This window comes from Streptococcus sp. K0074 (genome assembly GCF_048843365.1).
Classification (GTDB): domain Bacteria; phylum Bacillota; class Bacilli; order Lactobacillales; family Streptococcaceae; genus Streptococcus; species Streptococcus mitis_BM.
Map to the genome: position 1 here is coordinate 240,414 of NZ_CP184836.1, position 17,686 is coordinate 258,099.

The following is a 17,686-nucleotide window of genomic DNA, read 5'->3' on the forward strand; positions in this document are numbered from 1 at the left end:
CTCAGCTGGTTAACCCAACTGAGTTTTGAAGTTTTATTTAGTCTTTCCAAAGTTCTTTAACTTTTGCTTGTACTTCTGCATTTTCTAGGAATTCATCATAGGTTTCATCGATACGGTCGATGACGCCATTTTTAGACAAGACAATGATATGGTTAGCTAGAGTTTGAATAAACTCGTGGTCATGACTGGCAAAGATGATTGATTCTTTAAAGTTTTTCAATCCATCATTCAAGCTTGAGATAGATTCCAAGTCCAAGTGATTGGTTGGATCATCAAGTACAAGGACATTTGATTTTAAGAGCATGAGTTTTGAAAGCATGACACGAACTTTTTCTCCCCCTGACAAGACATTTACAGGTTTGTTAACCTCATCTCCAGAGAAGAGCATACGACCGAGGAAGCCACGTAGGAAAGTATTGTCATCTTCTTCTTTACTTGCGAATTGACGCAACCAGTCAAGGATTGACTCTCCTCCTGCAAAATCTGCCGAGTTATCTTTTGGCAAGTAAGAACGGCTAGTAGTTACTCCCCACTTGACAGTTCCTTCATAGTCAATGTCCCCCATAATTGCACGAATCAAGGCAGTTGTTTGGATATCGTTTTGTCCGATAAGAGCTGTCTTATCACCTGGACGCAAGATAAAGCTAATGTTGTCAAGAATAGTTTCACCGTCAATCTTGACAGATAGATTTTCTACTGTCAAGAGATCATTACCAATTTCACGTTCAGCTTTAAAGTTGATAAATGGGTATTTACGGCTAGATGGTACAATTTCTTCAAGTTCAATCTTATCAAGCATTTTCTTACGTGATGTTGCTTGTCTTGATTTAGAAGCATTGGCAGAGAAACGAGCTACGAATTCTTGCAATTGTTTAATTTTTTCTTCTGCTTTAGCATTACGGTCTGCTAGCAATTTAGCAGCGAGTTCAGAAGATTCCTTCCAGAAGTCATAGTTTCCGACATAGAGTTTGATTTTTCCGAAGTCAAGGTCGGCCATGTGAGTACATACTTTGTTTAAGAAGTGACGGTCGTGGGATACTACGATAACTGTGTTATCAAAGTCAATCAAGAAGTCTTCTAACCAAGTAATAGATTGGATGTCCAAACCGTTGGTAGGCTCGTCCAAGAGAAGAACATCAGGTTTACCAAAAAGTGCTTTGGCGAGGAGAACTTTTACTTTCTCACCGTTGGCCAATTCGCTCATGTTTTGATAGTGCAATTCTTCTGGAATGTTTAGGTTTTGAAGTAGTTGAGAGGCTTCACTTTCTGCTTCCCAGCCTCCAAGCTCGGCAAATTCTCCTTCGAGTTCGGCAGCACGCACTCCATCTTCGTCTGAGAAATCTTCCTTCATGTAGATGGCATCTTTCTCTTTCATGATGCTATAAAGTTTTTCATTTCCCATGATAACAACATCAATGGCACGTTCATCTTCATAGTCAAAGTGATTTTGACGAAGAACAGAGAGACGTTCATCTGGACCAAGAGAGATGTGACCAGTAGTAGGTTCGATATCTCCAGCTAAAATTTTTAAAAAGGTTGATTTTCCGGCACCATTAGCACCGATTAATCCATAAGTATTTCCTTCTGTAAATTTGATATTGACATCATCAAAAAGTTTGCGATCACTAAAACGTAGTGAAACATCAGATACTGTAAGCAATGTTTTTCTCCTATATGTGTAATATATTTATTCTACTAGAAAATACGGAAATATTCAAATTTTTATCTGTCAATTTTGTGTAAATTACATTTACAGCATACTTTACACAAATCCGTAAATAGCAAGGTTGATTTATTTTGATAAATTGCAGTTATTTCATTAAAAAAATGCTATAATTGAAAGGACCATATCGAAGGAGAATAAAATGACTAAACCCATTATTTTAACAGGAGACCGTCCAACAGGAAAATTGCATATTGGACATTATGTTGGAAGTCTCAAAAATCGAGTATTATTACAGGAAGAGAATAAGTATGATATGTTTGTGTTCTTGGCTGACCAACAAGCCTTGACAGATCATGCCAAAGATCCTCAAACCATTGTAGAGTCTATCGGAAATGTGGCTTTGGATTATCTTGCAGTTGGATTGGATCCAAGTAAGTCAACTATCTTTATTCAAAGTCAAATTCCAGAATTAGCTGAGTTGTCTATGTATTATATGAATCTAGTTTCATTAGCACGTCTGGAGCGTAATCCAACTGTCAAGACAGAAATTGCTCAGAAAGGATTTGGAGAAAGCATTCCGACAGGATTCTTGGTCTATCCAATAGCTCAAGCAGCTGACATCACAGCTTTCAAGGCCAATTATGTTCCTGTTGGGACAGATCAGAAACCAATGATTGAGCAAACTCGTGAGATTGTTCGTTCTTTTAACAATGCATATAATTGTGATGTCTTGGTGGAACCGGAAGGTATTTATCCAGAAAATGAGAGAGCAGGGCGTTTACCTGGTTTAGATGGAAATGCTAAAATGTCTAAATCACTCAATAATGGTATTTATTTAGCTGATGATGCGGATACTTTGCGTAAAAAAGTGATGAGTATGTATACAGATCCAGATCATATTCGGGTGGAAGATCCAGGTAAAATTGAAGGCAATATGGTTTTCCATTATCTAGATGTTTTTGGTCGTCCAGAAGATGCTCAAGAAATTGCTGACATGAAAGAACATTATCAACGAGGTGGTCTTGGTGATGTGAAGACCAAGCGTTATCTACTTGAAATATTAGAACGTGAACTTGGTCCTATTCGTGAGCGCCGTATTGAATTTGCTAAGGATATGGGAGAAGTTTATAATATGCTTCAAAAAGGTAGTGAAAGAGCGCGTGAAGTTGCAGGTCAAACCCTATCTGAGGTTAAAGGAGCAATGGGACTTCATTACTTTAACTAAGTTTATTTTACAAGAAACTATCATTTCTATCTCGAAGAAAAGATAGTTTTTTATTTACCCCTGTAACATTTGACAAATTTTTATAGAATGGTATGATAGATACAATATAAAAAGAGTCAAGCTCAAAAAGAAAGAAAAGAGGAAACTTCGAATGTCTAATTGGGACACTAAATTTTTGAAAAAAGGTTTTACCTTTGATGATGTATTGCTTATTCCAGCTGAAAGTCATGTGTTGCCTAACGATGCAGATTTAACAACTAAATTGGCAGATAATCTGACTTTAAATATCCCAATTATTACCGCTGCCATGGACACAGTTACAGAGAGTCAAATGGCCATTGCTATTGCTCGTGCAGGCGGTCTCGGAGTTATCCATAAAAACATGTCAATTGCTCAACAAGCAGACGAGGTTCGTAAGGTAAAACGTTCTGAAAATGGAGTTATTATTGATCCGTTCTTTTTGACACCTGAACATACAATTGCTGAAGCAGATGAGCTTATGGGTCGTTACCGCATTAGTGGTGTTCCAGTTGTTGAAACACTTGAAAATCGTAAATTGGTTGGTATTTTGACAAACCGAGATCTTCGTTTTATTTCAGACTATAACCAACCAATCTCAAACCATATGACTAGTGAAAATCTTGTTACTGCTCCTGTGGGTACAGATCTTGCAACAGCTGAGAGTATTCTTCAAGAACACCGTATTGAAAAACTTCCGTTGGTAGATGAAGAAGGCCGTCTTTCTGGTTTGATTACTATCAAAGATATTGAAAAAGTTATTGAGTTCCCAAATGCTGCTAAAGATGAGTTTGGTCGTCTTCTAGTTGCAGGTGCAGTAGGTGTTACTTCAGATACTTTTGAACGTGCAGAAGCTCTTTTTGAGGCAGGAGCGGATGCGATTGTTATTGATACTGCGCATGGTCATTCTGCAGGTGTCTTGCGTAAAATTGCTGAGATTCGTTCTCATTTCCCAGATCGTACTTTGATTGCTGGAAATATTGCTACTGCTGAAGGTGCACGTGCCCTTTATGAAGCAGGTGTAGACGTTGTCAAGGTTGGTATTGGGCCAGGTTCAATCTGTACAACTCGTGTGATTGCTGGTGTCGGTGTTCCGCAAGTAACAGCTATCTATGATGCTGCAGCTGTTGCGCGTGAATATGGTAAAACGATCATTGCTGACGGTGGAATCAAGTATTCTGGAGATATTGTAAAAGCCCTTGCTGCAGGTGGAAATGCAGTTATGCTTGGATCAATGTTTGCTGGAACTGATGAAGCTCCAGGCGAAACTGAAATCTTCCAAGGACGTAAGTTTAAGACTTACCGTGGTATGGGATCAATTGCTGCTATGAAGAAAGGTTCAAGCGATCGTTACTTCCAAGGTTCTGTCAATGAAGCAAACAAACTCGTTCCAGAAGGAATTGAAGGTCGTGTTGCTTATAAAGGTGCTGCAGCTGATATTGTCTTCCAAATGATTGGAGGTATTCGTTCTGGTATGGGTTACTGTGGTGCAGCTAACCTTAAAGAACTACACGATAATGCTCAATTTATTGAAATGTCTGGTGCTGGTTTGAAAGAGAGCCATCCTCATGATGTACAAATTACTAATGAGGCACCAAATTATTCTATGTAAAAAAACAATGAAAAGAACTCCAGTAAAAACAGGAGTTCTTTTACAATGTTGTCAATTTTTTGTTTACAGCAACTTTACCGTTCTGAATAGTGAAGATACTTAGATTTTCTGGCAGATTTTGAAGATGATCTAAGCTGGTTGTTGTGATAAAGGTTTGGATTGAATGAGAAATCGTTTCTAATAATTTTAGTTGTCTAGTGTTGTCAAGTTCGCTCATAACATCGTCAAGCAGTAATATTGGAGATTCTGTAGTAATGCTTTCCATTAATTCGATTTCTGCTAATTTTATCGAGAGGACGAGACTACGATGTTGACCTTGACTTCCAAAACTAGCATCTATCCCATTTATATAAAAAGAAATGTCATCTCGATGAGGACCAACACCAGTATTCTTCTTAAATAAATCTCTGGACCTACTTTTTTCTAAAGCAATTTTGAAAGATTCTGATAACTCTTCTTTGTCAGTTGGCTTTACAGAAGATTGATAGGATATTGACAACTCTTCAATCTGATTAGAAAGTTCAAAATGTTTCTTACGGCCAAAATGCTCTAGTTTTTTAATAAAATCTAAGCGGTGATTCATCACACGACATCCATAATCAACTAGCTGATCATCTAGTACTGAAAGGAAGGTTTCATCTATTGTTTGAGCTGATTTTAAATAGGTATTTCTTTGCTTAAGAATATGGTTATAATTGGTTAAATCTGATAAATAGATTGGTTTAATTTGTCCAAGCTCCATATCAATAAATTTTCGTCGAACTGAAGGTGCTCCTTTAATTAGTTGTAAATCTTCAGGAGCAAATAAGACAACATTCATATGTCCGACATAATCTGAAAGGCGTGCCTGTTTTAAATGATTAACTTTTGTCACACGCCCTTTTTGTGTTAGTTCAATTTCGAGAGGAATGGATCCATTTTTTTTCTGAACAAGACCTGAAAGATGAAGCTGTTCCTCATCAAAATGAATGAGATTTTTATCTGTTCTAGTTCGATGACTGCGTGTTAAGGCTAAAAAATAGATAGCCTCTAACATATTTGTTTTACCTTGTGCATTGCGTCCTAAAAAGACATTTAATTTAGGATTAAAGTCTATTTTCGTCTCTTTGTAGTTACGAAAAGTTTTGAGAGATAGGTGTTGTAGCCACATGATTATCTACCAGGGAATCGTGGAGCTTGTTTGCTTTTTGGTGATGAAGTAGGTTTAGAGTTGTCTTTTTTTACTCCCTTATTCATCTCCTTGACGAGTTTAGCGATTCGTTCTTTTTCAACTTTATCAGCTTGGTATTCATCTTGCTCCTCAGAAGTAGGTTGTGTCAACAAGATGTCAATATTCATGTCAGGGATGTCAATTTTATCGCCAATACGAAGTTTTTTACCGCGACGATTCTCTAATTCCCTATTAAAGTAAACAGAATGTTCAGAGAGAAATGATTTGATAGCTCCTCCGCTATGTGTAATTCCAAGTTCTTTGAGTAGTGCTTGGAGGGTAATAAATTCTTCAAATAATTTGTATTCCATAATTCACCTCAATCTTTGGTATTATACCATATTTTCCTAAAAATAGTGAGAGAAATAGGAATAAATGTAAGCGATTTTTATTTCAAAAGTGTTACAGAGAACAAGAAAATTTCAGGTTTTCGTGATATAATAGAAGTCTGTATATAAGGAGGTAAATTATGGAGTTAGTGCATGGAATTTCAACACATTTTATCCAATCAAAAAAGTTTAAAACGAACAAAATCGCCGTGCGTTTTACCGCTCCATTATCCCTTAATACGATTGCAGGTCGCATGTTGAGTGCGAGTATGCTAGAGACTGCTAATCAGATGTACCCCACTTCTCAAGATTTGAGGAGACATTTAGCCAGTCTATACGGCACAGATATGTCAACTAATTGTTTCAGAAGAGGGCAAAGTCATATTGTAGAATTGACATTTACCTATGTTCGTGATGAGTTTTTAAGTAGGAAAAATGTGCTAACTTCTCAGATTTTGGAACTAGTAAAAGAAACTCTTTTTTCACCCATGCTAGTTGATAATGGATTTGATCCGTCCTTATTTGAAATTGAGAAAAAGCAATTGCTAGCAAGTTTAGCAGCTGATATGGATGATTCTTTTTATTTTGCACATAAAGAATTGGATAAATTGTTTTTTCATGATGAACGTCTTCAATTGGAATATAGTGATTTACGAAATCGTATTTTAGATGAAACTCCACAGAGTTCTTATTCTTGTTTCCAAGAATTTTTGACCAATGATCGAATAGATTTCTTTTTCCTAGGTGATTTTAATGAGGTTGAAATTCAAAATGTATTAGAATCGTTTGGCTTTAAAGCTCGAAAAGGAGATGTGAAGGTTCAGTATTGTCAACCTTATTCCAATATCCTTCAGGAAGGTATGGTTCGGAAAAATGTGGGACAATCCATTTTGGAATTAGGTTATCATTGCCCTTCTGAATATGGTGGTGAGCAACATTTACCCATGATTGTAATGAATGGTTTACTGGGTGGATTTGCTCACTCTAAACTATTTACAAATGTCCGTGAAAATGCTGGATTGGCTTATACTATTTCAAGTCAGCTCGATTTGTTTAGTGGATTCTTGAGGATGTATGCTGGTATCAATCGAGAAAATCGGAATCAGGCTCGTAAAATGATGAATAATCAACTGATTGATTTAAAAAAAGGATATTTTACAGAGCTTGAATTAGAGCAGATCAAAGAAATGATTCGTCGGTCTTTGTTGCTTTCTCAAGATAATCAAGGTTCATTGATTGAACGTGCTTATCAAAATGCCTTGCTTGGAAAATCTTCAGCAGACTTTAAAGGTTGGATTGCAAAACTCGAGCAAGTTGACAAAGATGCTATTTGTAGAGCAGCTAATAATGTGAAACTACAAGCGATTTACTTTATGGAAGGAATAGAATGACAAAGGTTGTTTTTGAAGAAAAATACTATCCAGCTGTAAAAGAAATGGTTTATCGAACTCGTTTGTCAAATGGCTTGACAGTTGCTCTTTTGCCTAAAAAGGAATTTAAAGAGGTTTACGGGAGTGTCACTGTTCAATTTGGTTCGGTAGATACGCTTGTAACAGAAGTTGACGGAAATGTAAAACAATATCCTGAAGGAATTGCTCATTTTCTTGAACATAAATTGTTTGAGAGAGAAGATGCTAGCGATTTGATGTCAGCTTTTACGAGTCTAGGTGCGGATAGCAATGCCTTTACAAGCTTTACAAAAACAAACTATCTTTTTTCAGCAACGGATCATCTCTTAGAGAATGTAGATTTACTTGATGAATTGGTAACATCAGCACATTTTACTGAAGATTCCATTTTAAGAGAGCAGGATATTATCCAGCAAGAACGAGAAATGTATCAAGATGATCCAGATTCGTGTTTATTCTTTTCAACTTTAGCGAATTTGTATCCTGGTACACCTTTAGCAACTGATATTGTTGGAAGTGAGGAGTCCATTTCCCAAATCAATCTAACTAATTTACAAGAAAATTTTACAAGGTTTTACAAATCTGTAAATATGTCTCTGTTTTTAGTTGGTAATTTTGATGTGGAAAGAGTACAGGACTATTTTGAAAGAAAAGAACTGGAAGATTTAGATGTTCAGGAAGCAGCAAGAGAAAAGCTTGTTTTACAAGATGTGAAGCAAACAGACAGTATGAGAATGGAAGTATCTTCTCCTAAACTAGCGATTGGGATTAGAGGTGTTCAAGAAGTTGCTGAGGCGGATTGCTATCGACATCATATTTTATTAAAATTATTGTTTGCAATGATGTTTGGTTGGACTTCGGATCGTTTTCAAAAGTTATATGAGTCAGGTAAAATAGATGCTTCCTTATCTCTTGAAATTGAAGTAACAAGTCGTTTTCATTTTGTTATGTTGACAATGGATACGAAAGAGCCAGTTGCTTTATCTCATCAATTTAGGAAGGCCATTCGTAATTTTACAAAGGATTTAGATATTACAGAGGATCATTTAGATATTATCAAAAGAGAGATGTTTGGAGAATTTTTCAGCAGCATGAACTCTCTTGAATTTATTGCAACGCAATATGATTCTTTTGAACATGGTGAGACAATTTTTGATTTACCAAAGATTTTACAGGAAATTACTTTAGAGGATGTCCTTGAAGCAGGGCATCACTTAATAGATGAAGGGGATATAGTTGATTTTACAATATTCCCATCGTAGTAACCTATTATAATAGACACTAGAAAGAAGGGATGACAAGTATGAGGAAAAAAACAATTGGTGAGGTTTTACGATTAGCTAGAATCAATCAGGGATTGAGTTTAGATGAATTGCAGAAAAAGACAGAAATCCAGTTAGATATGTTGGAAGCAATGGAAGCAGACGATTTCGATCAACTTCCAAGTCCTTTTTACACGCGTTCTTTCTTGAAAAAATATGCATGGGCTGTTGAGTTAGATGATCAAATTGTTTTGGATGCTTATGATTCTGGGAGTATGATTACTTATGAGGAAGTAGATGTTGATGAAGATGAGTTGACAGGTCGTAGACGTTCAAGTAAGAAAAAGAAGAAAAAAACATCCTTTTTACCTTTATTTTATTTTATCCTTTTTGCTTTATCGATTTTAATTTTTGTGACCTATTATGTTTGGAACTATATTCAAACTCAACCAGAGGGGCCTTCTCTTTCTAATTACAGTGTGATTCAATCAACAAGTTCAATGAGTTCAACTAGCTCTGTTCCCCACTCTTCAAGTAGTAGTTCATCCAGCAGTTCTTCTAGTGTAGAATCAACTATAAGTGTATCAGGTGAAGGAAATCATGTAGAAATCGCTTATAAGACAAGTAAGGAAACAGTTAAATTGCAATTGGCAGTTTCAGATGTTACAAGTTGGGTCAGCATTTCAGAAAGCGAACTTGAGGGTGGTGTAACCTTATCGCCAGAGAAGAAAAGTGCAGAAGCAACAGTTGCAACTAAAAGTCCTGTAACAATTACGTTAGGTGTTGTAAAAGGTGTTGCTTTGACAGTAGATAATCAGACTGTTGATTTATCGAAATTAACAGCTCAGACTGGACAAATCACTGTAACCTTTACTAAAAATTAAGGAAAAACGAATGAAAAAAGAACAAATTCCCAATCTCTTAACAATAGGTCGAATTCTCTTTATACCTATTTTTATCTTTATTTTAACGATAGGAAATTCGATAGAGAGTCATATAGTGGCAGCTATTATCTTTGCTATTGCCAGTATTACCGACTATTTAGATGGATATTTAGCTCGTAAATGGAATGTGGTCAGTAATTTTGGTAAATTTGCAGATCCTATGGCGGATAAGTTACTAGTTATGTCGGCTTTTATTATGTTGATTGAGTTAGGTATGGCTCCGGCTTGGATTGTTGCAGTAATTATCTGTCGTGAGTTAGCTGTGACAGGTTTAAGGCTTTTATTGGTTGAAACTGGTGGAACGGTTTTAGCAGCGGCAATGCCTGGAAAAATTAAAACTTTTAGTCAGATGTTTGCGATTATTTTCTTGCTATTACATTGGACTTTGCTTGGTCAAGTTCTACTTTATGTAGCCTTATTTTTCACTATCTACTCTGGCTATGATTATTTCAAGGGTAGTGCCTATGTATTTAAAGGGACATTTGGTTCGAAATGAAATCAATAATTGATGTAAAAAATCTTTCTTTTCGCTATAAGGAAAGTCAGGAATATTACGATGTGAAGGATATTACGTTTCACGTGAAACGTGGAGAATGGCTTTCGATTGTAGGGCATAATGGTAGTGGTAAATCAACGACGGTTCGCTTAATTGATGGCTTACTGGAAGCAGAATCCGGAGAGATTGCAATTGATGGTCAACGGCTGATTGAGGAGAATGTTTGGAGTATACGTCGTCAAATCGGTATGGTTTTTCAAAATCCAGACAATCAATTTGTTGGAGCGACTGTTGAAGATGATGTTGCCTTTGGTTTGGAAAATCAGGGCCTTTCTCGTCAAGAAATGCAAAAGAGAGTGGAAGAAGCTCTGGATTTGGTTGGCATGTTGGACTTTAAAAAGAGAGAACCAGCACGTCTGTCAGGTGGCCAAAAGCAACGTGTGGCTATTGCAGGTGTTGTAGCCCTAAGACCAGCGATTCTAATCCTAGATGAGGCAACGAGTATGTTGGATCCTGAGGGTCGTAGAGAACTGATTGAGACAGTAAAAGGAATTCGGAAAGACTATGATATGACGGTCATTTCCATTACACATGATTTGGAAGAAGTTGCCATGAGTGACCGCGTATTGGTCATGAAAAAAGGGTCGATTGAATCAACCAACAGTCCAAGAGAACTTTTCTCTCGAAATGATTTAGATCAAATTGGATTAGACGATCCTTTTGCCAATCAATTAAAACATTCTTTGAGCCAGAATGGCTATGATTTGCCTGAAAATTATTTGACAGAAAGTGAGCTAGAGGATAAGCTATGGGAATTGCTCTAGAAAATGTGAGTTTTACATATCAAGAAGGGACTCCTTTAGCTTCAACAGCTTTGTCGGATGTTTCTTTGACGATTGAAGATGGTTCTTATACGGCTTTAATTGGGCACACAGGTAGTGGTAAATCAACCATTTTGCAACTATTAAATGGTTTATTGGTGCCAAGTCAAGGGAGTGTGCGGGTTTTTGATACCTTAATCACCTCGACTTCTAAAAATAAAGATATTCGGCAAATTAGAAAACAGGTTGGCTTGGTATTTCAGTTTGCTGAAAATCAGATTTTTGAAGAAACGGTTTTGAAAGACGTTGCTTTTGGGCCACAAAATTTTGGAGTTTCTGAAGAAGATGCGGAGAAGATTGCGCGTGAGAAACTGGCTCTGGTTGGAATTGATGAATCACTTTTTGATCGTAGCCCGTTTGAGCTATCAGGTGGACAAATGAGACGTGTCGCCATTGCAGGCATACTTGCCATGGAACCAGCCATATTAGTTTTAGATGAGCCCACAGCAGGCCTAGATCCTCTGGGAAGAAAAGAGCTGATGAATTTGTTCAAAAAACTCCACCAGTCAGGGATGACCATCGTCTTGGTAACGCATTTGATGGATGATGTTGCCGAATATGCGAACCAAGTCTATGTGATGGAAAAGGGACGTTTAGTTAAAGGTGGGAAACCAAGTGATGTCTTTCAAGATGTTGTCTTTATGGAAGAAGTGCAGTTGGGAGTACCTAAAATTACGGCCTTTTGTAAACGATTGGCTGATAGAGGCGTGTCATTTAAACGATTACCGATTAAGATAGAGGAGTTCAAGGAGTCGCTAAATGGATAGTATGATTTTGGGGCGTTATATCCCAGGGGATTCGATTGTTCACCGATTGGATCCACGTAGCAAATTACTGGCTATGATGCTACTGATTTTAATCGTTTTTTGGGCTAATAATCCCTTGACGAATTTAATTCTTTTTATAGCGACAGGAATCTTTATTGCCTTGTCCGGAGTAGCTCTTTCATTCTTTATTCAGGGCTTGAAATCTATGTTTTTCTTGATTGCCTTCACAACTATTTTTCAACTGTTTTTCATTTCTAATGGGAATGTTTTAATTGAGTTTTCGTTTGTGAGAATCACGGATTATGCTTTGCAACAAGCTGGGATTATTTTTTGTCGTTTTGTATTGATTATTTTCTTTTCAACTTTGTTAACCTTAACGACCATGCCCTTAAGTTTGGCCTCAGCTGTCGAAGCTTTGTTATCACCTTTAAAGCGTGTGAAAGTTCCAGTTCATGAAATTGGTTTGATGCTGTCCATGAGTCTACGTTTTGTCCCAACCTTGATGGATGATACAACGCGGATTATGAATGCACAGAAAGCGCGTGGAGTGGATTTTGGTGAAGGAAGTATCGTTCAAAAGGTGAAGGCTATGATTCCCATTTTGATTCCTCTTTTTGCGACAAGTTTAAAACGTGCAGATTCCTTAGCTATCGCCATGGAAGCGCGTGGTTATCAGGGTGGAAAAGGCAGAAGTCAATACAGACAATTGAAGTGGACTCGAAAGGATACGCTGACCATTCTTGTTGTTCTCGTACTTGGTTGTTGTTTATTTTTCTTAAAATCTTAGTAGCTTTCAGGAATTGATAAAAAGTTACTGTAACAGTTTTTGATATAAAGGTAGGGATATGAACCGTTTTAAAAAATCAAAATATGTCATTATTGTTTTTGTCGCTGTTCTACTTGTGTCAGCTCTCTTAGCGACGACTTATTCAAGTACAATTGTGACAAAATTAGGAGATGGAATCTCATTGGTTGATAGGGTTGTGCAAAAACCTTTTCAGTGGTTTGATTCTGTCAAATCAGATTTGGCTCATTTGACACGAACATATAATGAAAATGAAAGTTTGAAGAAACAGATTTACCAGTTAGAAGTTAAATCAAATGAGGCGGAAAGTTTAAAGACAGAAAATGAACAACTGCGCCAATTGCTTGATATGAAGTCTAAATTGCAAGCCACAAAGACTTTAGCAGCAGATGTTATTATGCGTTCTCCAGTATCTTGGAAGCAGGAATTGACCTTAGATGTAGGTAAATCAAAAGGGGCTTCTGAGAACATGTTAGCCATTGCAAATGGTGGTTTGATTGGGAGTGTTTCAAAAGTGGAGGAGAACTCTACTATGGTCAACCTTCTGACAAATACGGAAAATGCTGATAAGATTTCTGTTAAAATTCAACACGGCACTACCACAATTTATGGAATTATTGTTGGCTATGACAAGGAAAATGAAGTTCTTAAAATTAGCCAATTAAATAGCAATAGCGATATTAGTGCAGGAGATAAGGTGACCACTGGTGGATTAGGAAACTTTAACGTTGCGGATATTCCTGTTGGTGAAGTGGTTGCCACAACGCATAGTACAGACTATTTGACACGAGAAGTAACTGTTAAATTGAGTGCAGATACTCATAATGTGGATGTGATAGAATTAGTGGGGAATTCATAATGAGACAGTTAAAGCGGGTTGGAGTGTTTTTATTGCTACCTTTCTTGGTTCTAATTGACGCCCATATTAGCCAGCTTCTGGGCTCATTTTTCCCCCATGTACATTTGGCTAGTCATTTTCTTTTTCTATTTCTCTTATTTGAGACGATAGAAGTATCAGAGTATCTCTACCTAGTCTATTGTTTTGTGATAGGCTTGGTTTACGATGTTTACTTTTTCCATCTAATAGGGATTGCAACTCTCTTATTTATCTTATTGGGAGCGTTTCTTCATAAATTGAATAGTGTTATTTTGTTGAATCGTTGGACAAGAATCTTGGCTATGATTGTTATGAGTTTTCTATTTGATATGGGAGCTTATCTCTTTGCATTAGTGGTAGGTTTAACTCTAGATAGTCTGCCGATTTTTATCGTTTATAGCCTCGTACCATCCATGATTTTAAATCTTGTGTGGATGCTTATTTTTCAGTTTATTTTTGAAAGATATTATCTATAAGAAAGAAACAAAAATGTAACAAAGGCGTAATATTCATTAGGCCTTTTTTTGGTATACTAGTATTGTCTTTAAAAGAAGGAGTATCTACGTAATATGAAGAAAAAAATCTTAGCGTCACTTTTATTAAGTACAGTAATGGTTTCTCAAGTAGCTGTTTTAACAACTGCGCATGCAGAAACGACTGATGACAAAATTGCTGCTCAAGATAATAAAATTAGTAACTTAACAGCACAACAACAAGAAGCCCAAAAACAAGTTGACCAAATTCAGGAGCAAGTATCAGCTATTCAAGCTGAGCAATCTAACTTGCAAGCTGAAAATGATAGATTACAAGCAGAATCCAAAAAACTTGAGAGTGAGATTACAGAACTTTCTAAAAACATTGTATCTCGCAATGATTCTTTGGAAAAACAAGCTCGTAGTGCTCAAACAAATGGAGCTGCAACTAGCTACATCAATACGATTGTAAACTCAAAATCAATTACAGAAGCTATTTCACGTGTAGCAGCAATGAATGAAATCGTATCTGCTAACAACAAAATGTTGGAACAACAAAAAGCAGATAAAAAAGCAATTTCTGAGAAGCAAGTGGCAAACAATGACGCAATTAATACAGTAATTGCAAATCAACAGAAATTGTCTGATGATGCGCAAGCTTTAACAACGAAACAAGCTGAGTTGAAGGCTGCAGAATTAAATCTTGCTGCTGAAAAAGCTACAGCAGAAGATGAAAAAGCAAGTTTGCTAGAGAAAAAAGCAGAAGCAGAAGTAGCAGCAAAAGCAGCAGCAGAGGCAGAAGCAGCTTACAAGGCAAAACAAGTAAGTCAACAACAAACAGTTGTTGCTTCTGGAAATACGACTTTTGCAGCACAGGTTCAAGCTGTAGCTTCTTCGGAATCAGCAACATATACTCCTGTGGCAGTAAAACAACGCCCAACATACAGTACAAATGCTTCAAGCTATCCAATTGGAGAATGTACATGGGGAGTTAAAACATTAGCACCTTGGGCTGGAGACTATTGGGGTAATGGAGCGCAGTGGGCTACAAGTGCAGCTGCTGCAGGATTCCGTACAGGTTCAACACCTCAAGTTGGTGCGATTGCATGTTGGAATGATGGTGGCTATGGACACGTAGCGGTAGTCACTGCTGTAGAATCAACAACACGTATCCAAGTTTCAGAATCAAATTATGCTGGTAATCGCACGCTTGGAAATCATCGTGGGTGGTTCAATCCGACAACTACGTCTTCAGGTTTTGTAACATATATTTATGCAGATTAATTTAGGCTCTATAATATTTGTAGTGGGTAAATCCCCTATGAATCTTATGGAGCCTATTTTTGTGTAGAAAAAAAGTCCCATATGACCTATAATGAAAAGCGACTAAACAACTCATTAGAAAGATTCATATGGAACAATTACATTTTATCACAAAACTACTCGATATCAAAGACCCAAATATCCAGATTCTAGACATCATCAATAAGGATACACTTAAGGAAATCATCGCTAAACTGGATTACAATGCCCCATCTTGTCCTGATTGTGGACATCAAATGAAGAAATATGACTTTCAAAAACCGTCGAAAATTCCTTACCTCGAAACGACTGGTATGCCTACTAGAATCCTCCTGAAAAAGCGTCGATTCAAGTGCTATCATTGCTCGAAAATGATGGTCGCCGAGACCTCACTCGTCAAGAAGAATCATCAAATTCCTCGTATCATCAACCAAAAGATTGCGCAAAAGCTGATTGAAAAGACTTCTATGACCGATATTGCTCATCAGCTGGCTATTTCAACTTCAACTGTCATTCGTAAGCTCAATGACTTCCGTTTTAAGTCTGATTTTTCTTACCTCCCTGAGATTATGTCCTGGGACGAGTACGCTTTTACAAAGGGAAAGATGAGCTTTATTGCACAAGATTTTGACAAGCTCAACATTATCACTGTTCTTGAAGGCAGAACACAGGCTATCATCCGAAATCACTTTCTGCGCTACGAGCGAGCTGTTCGTTGTCAGGTGAAAATCATTACGATGGATATGTTTAGCCCTTACTACGATATTGCCAGTAAACTTTTTCCTAACGCTAAAATCGTTCTTGACCGCTTTCACATTGTCCAACATCTAAGCCGTGCTATGAGTCGTGTCCGTGTCCAAATCATGAATCAATTTGAGCGAAAATCCCATGAATACAAGGCCATCAAACGCTACTGGAAACTCATTCAACAGGATAGTCGTAAACTGAGTGATAAACGATTTTATCGCCCTACTTTTCGTATGCACTTAACGAATAAAGAGATTCTAGACAAGATTTTGAGCTATTCAGAAGACTTGAAACACCACTACAAGCTCTATCAACTCTTGCTTTTTCACTTTCAGAACAAGGAACCTGACAAATTCTTCGGACTTATTGAGGACAATCTAAAGCAGGTTCATCCTCTTTTTCAGACTGTCTTTAAAACCTTTCTAAAGGACAAAGAGAAAATCGTCAACGCCCTTCAACTACACTATTCTAACGCCAAATTAGAAGCAACCAATAATCTCATCAAACTTATCAAACGCAATGCCTTTGGTTTTCGGAACTTTGAAAATTTCAAAAAACGGATTTTTATCGCTCTGAACATCAAAAAAGAAAGGACGAGATTTGTCCTTTCTAGATATTAGCTTTTCTTCAACCCACTACAGTTGACAAAGAGCCTTAATTTACAGAGGGACTCGAATAGAGCCCTCTTTTCAGGTTTTACTGTGATAATCTCTATTAAAAATTATATCAAAATAGCTTGAAAATATTGAAAAAGTATGGTAAAATGAAACTTGTCGTGTGAACGATAATACTCATTCTTGATGAATTGTGAAGCAGTTGCCCTTGGGTCGTTTTGCGAGTTGAAGTCAAGAAGAGGAAAAAAACAAAAAGGAGAAATACTCATGGCAGTAATTTCAATGAAACAACTTCTTGAGGCTGGTGTACACTTTGGTCACCAAACTCGTCGCTGGAACCCTAAGATGGCTAAGTACATCTTTACTGAGCGTAACGGAATTCACGTTATCGACTTGCAACAAACTGTAAAATACGCTGACCAAGCTTACGATTTCATGCGTGATGCAGCAGCTAACGATGCAGTTGTATTGTTTGTTGGTACTAAGAAGCAAGCGGCTGATGCAGTTGCTGAAGAAGCAGTACGTTCAGGTCAATACTTCATCAACCACCGTTGGTTGGGTGGAACTCTTACAAACTGGGGAACAATCCAAAAACGTATCGCTCGTTTGAAAGAAATCAAACGTATGGAAGAAGATGGAACTTTCGAAGTTCTTCCTAAGAAAGAAGTTGCACTTCTTAATAAACAACGTGCACGTCTTGAAAAATTCTTGGGTGGTATCGAAGATATGCCTCGTATCCCAGATGTTATGTACGTAGTTGATCCACATAAAGAGCAAATCGCTGTTAAAGAAGCTAAGAAATTGGGAATCCCAGTTGTAGCGATGGTTGACACAAACACTGATCCAGATGATATCGATGTAATCATCCCAGCTAACGATGATGCTATCCGCGCTGTTAAATTGATCACAGCTAAATTGGCTGACGCTATCATCGAAGGACGTCAAGGTGAAGATGCAGCAGCAGTTGAAGCAGAATTTGCAGCTTCAGAAGCTCAAGCAGATTCAATCGAAGAAATCGTTGAAGTTGTAGAAGGCGACAACGCTTAATT

Annotated in this window: 17 protein-coding genes; 14 read left to right on the top strand and 3 right to left on the bottom strand. The window is 37.3% G+C overall.

Features of this window, described 5'->3' with window-relative positions:
- Positions 1 to 37: 37 nt before the first annotated feature.
- Entirely contained in the window at positions 38 to 1,660 is a 1,623-nt protein-coding gene (locus ACN076_RS01340) for an ATP-binding cassette domain-containing protein (protein ID WP_000958767.1), read from the bottom strand.
- Between the two features lie 205 nt (positions 1,661 to 1,865).
- Between ACN076_RS01340 and trpS the strand changes: the two genes are divergently transcribed.
- Together trpS and guaB are read left to right on the top strand one after the other, a co-directional pair.
- Positions 1,866 to 2,891 (top strand): tryptophan--tRNA ligase, encoded by a 1,026-nt coding sequence (gene trpS, locus ACN076_RS01345; protein WP_261219446.1) that lies wholly within the window; start codon positions 1,866 to 1,868, stop codon positions 2,889 to 2,891.
- A gap of 151 nt (positions 2,892 to 3,042) precedes the next feature.
- The gene (gene guaB, locus ACN076_RS01350) at positions 3,043 to 4,521 is read left to right on the top strand and encodes an IMP dehydrogenase (RefSeq protein WP_000073420.1); all 1,479 of its coding nucleotides are present in this window, start codon (positions 3,043 to 3,045) and stop codon (positions 4,519 to 4,521) included.
- Between the two features lie 40 nt (positions 4,522 to 4,561).
- Here guaB and recF read toward each other — a convergent pair whose 3' ends face one another.
- Both recF and yaaA read right to left on the bottom strand, forming a co-directional pair.
- A complete protein-coding gene (recF, locus tag ACN076_RS01355) occupies positions 4,562 to 5,671 on the bottom strand; it encodes a DNA replication/repair protein RecF (protein WP_261219445.1) in 1,110 nt (369 codons plus the stop codon).
- 2 nt (positions 5,672 to 5,673) lie between these two features.
- Positions 5,674 to 6,042: a S4 domain-containing protein YaaA gene (yaaA, locus tag ACN076_RS01360; protein WP_153193795.1), complete on the bottom strand. Its 369-nt coding sequence runs from the start codon at positions 6,040 to 6,042 to the stop codon at positions 5,674 to 5,676.
- 158 nt (positions 6,043 to 6,200) lie between these two features.
- Between yaaA and yfmF the strand changes: the two genes are divergently transcribed.
- The 12 genes from yfmF (at position 6,201) to rpsB (ending at position 17,684) form a co-directional block, all read left to right on the top strand.
- Complete coding sequence (gene yfmF / locus ACN076_RS01365; RefSeq protein WP_420790002.1) at positions 6,201 to 7,451, top strand: EF-P 5-aminopentanol modification-associated protein YfmF; 1,251 nt, start codon at positions 6,201 to 6,203, stop codon at positions 7,449 to 7,451.
- Complete coding sequence (gene yfmH / locus ACN076_RS01370) at positions 7,448 to 8,731, top strand: EF-P 5-aminopentanol modification-associated protein YfmH (protein WP_153193797.1); 1,284 nt, start codon at positions 7,448 to 7,450, stop codon at positions 8,729 to 8,731. The genes yfmF and yfmH overlap by 4 nt, the downstream gene beginning before the upstream one ends.
- 41 nt (positions 8,732 to 8,772) lie before the next feature.
- The gene (rodZ, locus tag ACN076_RS01375) at positions 8,773 to 9,615 is read left to right on the top strand and encodes a cytoskeleton protein RodZ (protein WP_023944985.1); all 843 of its coding nucleotides are present in this window, start codon (positions 8,773 to 8,775) and stop codon (positions 9,613 to 9,615) included.
- 10 nt (positions 9,616 to 9,625) lie between these two features.
- On the top strand, positions 9,626 to 10,171 hold the full coding sequence (gene pgsA, locus ACN076_RS01380) for a CDP-diacylglycerol--glycerol-3-phosphate 3-phosphatidyltransferase (protein WP_000712127.1): 546 nt from the start codon (positions 9,626 to 9,628) through the stop codon (positions 10,169 to 10,171).
- Positions 10,168 to 10,995 (top strand): energy-coupling factor ABC transporter ATP-binding protein, encoded by an 828-nt coding sequence (locus ACN076_RS01385; RefSeq protein ID WP_420790003.1) that lies wholly within the window; start codon positions 10,168 to 10,170, stop codon positions 10,993 to 10,995. The genes pgsA and ACN076_RS01385 overlap by 4 nt, the downstream gene beginning before the upstream one ends.
- On the top strand, positions 10,980 to 11,819 hold the full coding sequence (locus ACN076_RS01390) for an energy-coupling factor transporter ATPase (protein WP_261022888.1): 840 nt from the start codon (positions 10,980 to 10,982) through the stop codon (positions 11,817 to 11,819). Before ACN076_RS01385 ends, ACN076_RS01390 begins: the two co-directional genes overlap by 16 nt.
- Positions 11,812 to 12,606, top strand: coding sequence for an energy-coupling factor transporter transmembrane component T family protein (locus tag ACN076_RS01395; protein WP_420790004.1), 795 nt, complete (start codon positions 11,812 to 11,814; stop codon positions 12,604 to 12,606). Before ACN076_RS01390 ends, ACN076_RS01395 begins: the two co-directional genes overlap by 8 nt.
- Positions 12,607 to 12,664: 58 nt before the next feature.
- A complete protein-coding gene (gene mreC / locus ACN076_RS01400) occupies positions 12,665 to 13,483 on the top strand; it encodes a rod shape-determining protein MreC (RefSeq protein WP_153193800.1) in 819 nt (272 codons plus the stop codon).
- Positions 13,483 to 13,977 (top strand): rod shape-determining protein MreD, encoded by a 495-nt coding sequence (gene mreD / locus ACN076_RS01405; protein WP_153193801.1) that lies wholly within the window; start codon positions 13,483 to 13,485, stop codon positions 13,975 to 13,977. The genes mreC and mreD overlap by 1 nt, the downstream gene beginning before the upstream one ends.
- Positions 13,978 to 14,070: 93 nt before the next feature.
- Positions 14,071 to 15,258 (top strand): peptidoglycan hydrolase PcsB, encoded by a 1,188-nt coding sequence (pcsB, locus tag ACN076_RS01410; protein ID WP_000727020.1) that lies wholly within the window; start codon positions 14,071 to 14,073, stop codon positions 15,256 to 15,258.
- A gap of 128 nt (positions 15,259 to 15,386) precedes the next feature.
- The gene (locus tag ACN076_RS01415) at positions 15,387 to 16,643 is read left to right on the top strand and encodes an ISL3 family transposase (protein WP_420789534.1); all 1,257 of its coding nucleotides are present in this window, start codon (positions 15,387 to 15,389) and stop codon (positions 16,641 to 16,643) included.
- A 261-nt stretch (positions 16,644 to 16,904) separates the two neighbouring features.
- Positions 16,905 to 17,684 carry a 30S ribosomal protein S2 gene (gene rpsB / locus ACN076_RS01420; RefSeq protein ID WP_000268459.1) on the top strand — a complete coding sequence of 260 codons (780 nt, stop codon included), beginning with the start codon at positions 16,905 to 16,907 and terminating at the stop codon, positions 17,682 to 17,684.
- Positions 17,685 to 17,686 lie beyond the last annotated feature (2 nt).